The 3,508-nt window shown below is 60.9% G+C and carries 3 protein-coding genes; 1 reads left to right on the forward strand and 2 read right to left on the reverse strand.

Annotated features, from left to right (window positions below; translation table 11 throughout):
- Positions 1-378: 378 nt before the first annotated feature.
- The gene (locus SGJ19_16075) at positions 379-1,683 is read left to right on the forward strand and encodes a glycoside hydrolase 100 family protein (protein ID MDZ4781771.1); all 1,305 of its coding nucleotides are present in this window, start codon (positions 379-381) and stop codon (positions 1,681-1,683) included.
- On the opposite strand, the gene SGJ19_16080 is transcribed toward SGJ19_16075, so the two are convergent.
- Together SGJ19_16080 and SGJ19_16085 are read right to left on the reverse strand one after the other, a co-directional pair.
- A complete protein-coding gene (locus SGJ19_16080) occupies positions 1,674-2,432 on the reverse strand; it encodes an HAD-IIB family hydrolase (protein ID MDZ4781772.1) in 759 nt (252 codons plus the stop codon). The genes SGJ19_16075 and SGJ19_16080 overlap by 10 nt on opposite strands.
- An 11-nt stretch (positions 2,433-2,443) precedes the next feature.
- Positions 2,444-3,508 (reverse strand): glycosyltransferase (locus tag SGJ19_16085; GenBank protein MDZ4781773.1); only part of this gene is annotated, 1,065 nt, incomplete at its 5' end.

Here is a 3,508-nt window from a genome sequence, read left to right on the forward strand (position 1 = left end):
GAGGAACGTGCCGATCGAAAGGATCGAGCGCCGGTCGAATGTCAGCTCGTGTGGTCACGCGACCAACAATGGCTGGCGATTCAAGCCTCGCGCGAGGCTGGCCCGCGCGTCTCGCAAGCGACGTTGCCGCGCGAGCAATAAATAAAGCGCAGCGGGTGACCAAGGCCAACCGCTCCGCTTGTCATCTCCGACCCCTACCGCCCTTCAATGCGTGCCGTGGAATCGCTGGCATTGAGTGAGCACGATCCGGCTTTGGGGATTCATCGATTGTCGAGATGACCGTGCACTTTTGCCTCCATTTAAGGATTGCGCATAACTCGGTAAACTTAGGATGGTTCGGGACGAGTTCACCACTTCGGAGGCCGGTCGTTGCCTGCCATGAAACATCCGATCCTGTTCCGCCCCTCGGAGTATCGTGATCTTTCCCCAGCCGAACGTGATTTGCTCGAGACCGGCTATCAAAAAGCGCTGGAAGCACTGCGCAAGAATATCACGCCCAAGGGCTTCTCCGCCTGCTCCCTGACCGATAACGAGGTGTACGGGACCGATGTAAACTACCGCTCCGTCTGGGCACGCGACGGGGCGATGACCATCGTGTGGACCTTAGATATCCCGGACCAGCAGATACGCGACTGTCAAGCTGCGACGTTGCGCACCTTGTTGGCCCAGCAGACCGCATCTGGTCAGATTCCTGCAAATGTGCGCATTGACTCCGATGTGCCGGAATACGCTGGGGTCGGCGGCATTGCCTCCATGGACAGCGCACTGTGGGTGGTCATCGCTCTGTGGCGTCACGCAAATGAAACCAACGATTGGTCGATCGTCCAGGACCATTTTCCGAAGTTGCGGCGAACGATGGACTGGCTATTGGCGCACGACTCCAACAACTGCGGGCTGTTGGAAATTCCTGAGGCGGGCGATTGGACGGACTTGTTCGCACGCAGTTATCACGTGCTCTACGACGAGGTGTTGTGGTACCGTTGTCTCGTCTGTTACGCGAACATTCTGGCCCGATTCGGCATGGGCGAGGAGGCTGAGGAATTCCGGGTCCGATCACGGCACGTCCGCACGATGATCCTCACCAATTTTTGGCCGAGCACCAATCCGTCGCCGGAAGGGGGGCCGCGCGCGTTCTCGATGGCCCAAGATCGTCTGGGCGACGCCAGATATCTGGTGGCGCAACTATCCCCCTTCGGATTCAGCTGGCGTTGCGACGTGCTGGCCAATACGCTGGCTTATCTGATGTACGACCTGATCTCGACGCGACAGGCGATAATGACCTTTCGCTTCTTGTGGGGCGTCGGCGCCAACGAGCCTGGACCGTGCCGGAATCTCTACCCGCCCGTCTTCGCCGGCGATCCGGAATGGCGCGAGTATTTCACGGTCAACCTCTTGAACTTGCCCAATCACTACCACAACGGAGGCATTTGGCCGTTCATTGGCGGCGTCTGGGTGCGATTCATCCACAAACTGGGACTCGTCGACGTCGCGCGCCGCGAAATGGTGAAGCTTGCCAAGCTGTGTGCCATGGGCATGGAACACGACTGGGAGTTCAATGAGTGGCATCACGGCGTCACCGGGCGTCCCATGGGTAAAGCCTACCAGGCATGGAGCGCCGCGAGCTTCATCCAGGCCTGTCACGACCTGCATCTGGAGCCGTCGTCAGTCGATCATCACGAATGAACGGCGCTCGGAGCGCCACAGTCTGAGTCTTGCTTCTTCGCGACAGACTCCCAGTACTTCAATCCGTCCAGCACGCCATCGGCATGGGTTAACGGCGAGTGATAGATATCGCCCTGAACCTCGCGAGCCAAAGCGGTTTCGGCGTTGCCGACGAGCACGCCTCGGAAGCCGTGCCGGAAGAGGGAAACGTCGTTGCCCGAGTCTCCGGATGCGATGACTTCGCGCGGCGAAACGCCGAGCTTCGCCGCCAGCATCTTGGCGGTGGCTCCCTTGCTCACGCCCAGCGGGAGGATATCGAGAAAACGCTCGCCGCTATAAATCATTTCGAACTGAATCCGCGCCTGCGACAGCGCCGCACCCACCAATTTGAGTTGTTCGGTAGTCGCACGTTCGAGGAAGTAGCTCACCTTGTAAGGAGATTGAAACTCCTCCGGCTGTACTTCCAATTCACGCATCGCTGACAGTACGCGTTTCACTTGGCGCGTTTGCCAGCTTTGGTCTCCGAAGGGTGGCCCGATGGCGGCCTTGCCGCCAGCGGCGTGTTCCGACAGCTCCGTACCCAGCGCGCCGATTGTGTAAGTCGGTGCGGGAAGTTGTCCGCCGGCAACCAAGCGCGCCACATCCACGCACGTGCGTCCGGTGGCATAGACGACCGCGTAATGACGTCCCACGCCGGAGCGCCAAGCGTGGAAGCGCTCGAGCGCCTGGACGTCTCCAAGGACGGTGCCGTCGAGATCGGTGACTAACATCCGAGGAGCGCTCATACAGCTGTGGGCGCCCTCTTGGTCGACTTGCGTGGGCCTGGTACACCCAGCGAACGCGCCACCGTGGACCGCCGATGTTCGACGGCGGCCGAGGCCTCATTAAGGAACTTTTGGGTTACCGCGGTCCAGGTGAACGAACCGCGAGCTCTGCGAGCGCCATTCTCGGCCAGCTGCGCCGCCACTTCGGGAAAAGCCAAGACGTCGCAGAGCGAATGCCCGTAGGCTTCCGGATCGTTCGGGTTGGCGTAAATGGCCTCCACTCCCCATTGGACGTAGTGCCAGAGCCCGCCCTCGGTGGTAATCACGGTGGGCGTGCCGCAGGCCATCGCTTCGATGGCGGTCATGCCGAACGGTTCATAGCGGCTGCTGAGGGCGAATACATCGGCAGCGCGATAGTAGTCGGCCAACTGCTCTCCCGGGATGAAGTCGTGGAACACAACGCGCTCCGCGATGCCGAGTTCGGCTGCCAACGACTGCAACTCGGTCAACATGCGGACTTCATCGGGCGAGGGATCCGGGGCGCCGATCGCCAGGACCAGTTGTGCGTCGGCGAAGCGCTCCAATACCGGCGGCATCGACCGAATCATCAGGTCGTAACCTTTGTTGCGAGCGATGCGCCCCAGCGCGAGCACTACGCGGCCGCGCAGACCAAGGTCTCCCTTGAGTAGATAACGCGTGGCCGGAGAAACTGGGAAGAATCGAGTGTCGTCATAGCCCGGAGGAATCTCGACGATCGAATCGGGATCGACGCCATACTCCGGCGCCGCCAGGAGCTCATGTTGTTGCGTGGTGGTGGCGACAACCAGATCCGCTCCGAGGTAGATGGCCGTCTCCTCCCCGATGCGGCGCTGGAAGTTGTAGCGCGACTCCTTCTCCTGCGACGTGCCCGGCATGCTGTCGCGCTTCCACACGCCCAGCGAATGGGGTGTATGCACGTGCGCAATGTTGAACCGGTGCGCCAAGCCGGCGCCGGCCAGACCCGCATCCCAATAGTGGCTGTTGATGAACAGCACCTCTCCTTGAACGCCGCGCAACCATTGCGATGCATGGTCGATCCACTC

The organism is Planctomycetia bacterium (genome assembly GCA_034440135.1).
Lineage (GTDB): Bacteria > Planctomycetota > Planctomycetia > Pirellulales > JALHLM01 > JALHLM01.